At 36.9% G+C, this 1461-nt stretch carries 1 protein-coding gene; it reads right to left on the bottom strand.

Translation table 11 applies throughout. From position 1 onward, the window contains the following. Positions 1 to 37: 37 nt before the first annotated feature. Positions 38 to 1368 (bottom strand): IS3 family transposase gene (locus FS486_RS19845; protein WP_395940911.1). Its coding sequence is split into 2 segments (ribosomal slippage): positions 38 to 984 and positions 984 to 1368, totalling 1332 coding nucleotides; the frame shifts between segments, so codons are not numbered across the junction. Positions 1369 to 1461: the final 93 nt, after the last annotated feature.

The following is a 1461-nucleotide window of genomic DNA, read 5'->3' as shown; positions in this document are numbered from 1 at the left end:
TAAAGTGTACCCTTTGTAAAGGACATTTTGAAAAAGGTTAGGCAACTTGTTGAAGCTGCTGTCTGTATTTTGCAGGCGGCAGCTTTTTTAAATTCCATTGCCCACGATAATGGTTGTAGTACGTCATATAACTCTTAATTTCACTTTTTACTTCTTCTAATGTTTCGCAATCTTTTATATTCGTTTCATCTTTAAAATGCCCAAAGAATGATTCTTGGGGGGCATTATCCCAACAGTTCCCACGGCGAGACATGGATTGCCCTAAGCCCATTTTCTTTACTAAAGCTTGGAACTGCGGGTTTGTATAATGAAATCCTTGATCCGAATGGATAAAGGCATCTTTCGTCAAATGGCGATGTTTCTTTAGTTCATGAAGCGTGTTGAGCGCAATATTTAAATGTAACGTTGAAGATAGCTCGTACGCTAAAATTTCATTCGTTTCTGCGTCTTTAATCGTCGATAAATAAGCACGTTTCCCACCTTTGTAGGTTAAATATGTGATGTCCGTTAATAACACTTTTCCTGCAACACCTTGTTTAAAATTACGTTGAAGTATGTTCGGGCATGTTAGATGTTCTTTCGTTGCTTTGGCCATTCTTCGTGCTGAATTGGCTTTCCGAATTGGGCAGACAATCTCAAACTTTTTCATAATCCGACGAATGCGTTTTAAGTTGTATGTAATGCCATATTGATTTTGAAGCGTCATTTTAATTTGGCGTGCTCCCTTTTTGCGTCCTCGGAATTGATACGCCTTTAAAATAATATCTCTTACCACTTCATCAGCTTCATTCTGTGTAAGACGTTTTTGCACTGATATATCATCAAAATAGTTATAATAGCCCGAGCGAGAAACATCCATGACCTCACATAAATAGCTCACCACGTGCTTTAATTTATATTTTTGAATGGTATGGTTGATTAATTCATATTTTAGTTTCGTTTCGATTGTGATTTCTTGGTCATCATCTGCCTTTCGAGTAGATCGAGCTTTTTTAGAAGTTCATTCTCCGCTTCTAATAAACGGGCTTTCGCTTCTAATCGTGCATACTTTTCCTCGAGACTTAGCTCGCGTTCAATTGGACGACCAGAACTAAATTTTCGTGTATCCTCTAATCCTGTAACTCCCTTATTTCTATACGCTGTCCGCCAACGATTCGCTGATTTTTGAACGCGAATCATCCCAATCATCACTATATCAAACCCTGCTTCTTCAAAGATTTGACGAGGTAATTTACCCGCTTCATTTTCCGAAATAAATAATCGTCTAAATTCATCTGTATAAGTAATCCCTTTTTCGCTGACTCCTTTAACATAAGGATTCTTTTTTAATTCGTTTTGTTGGTTAGGTGTAAGATAATTTTTGGTCATGTCTATCACTCCGACTTGTTTTTTCTCATTATAAAACAAAAAAACCCTATAAGATGACCTTTTTAAAGTGTCTATCTTATAGGGTACAGTTTA

This window comes from Bacillus sp. FJAT-22090, assembly GCF_007676755.1.
Classification (GTDB): domain Bacteria; phylum Bacillota; class Bacilli; order Bacillales_A; family Planococcaceae; genus Psychrobacillus.
This window is presented reverse-complemented; position numbering and strand designations above follow the sequence as displayed.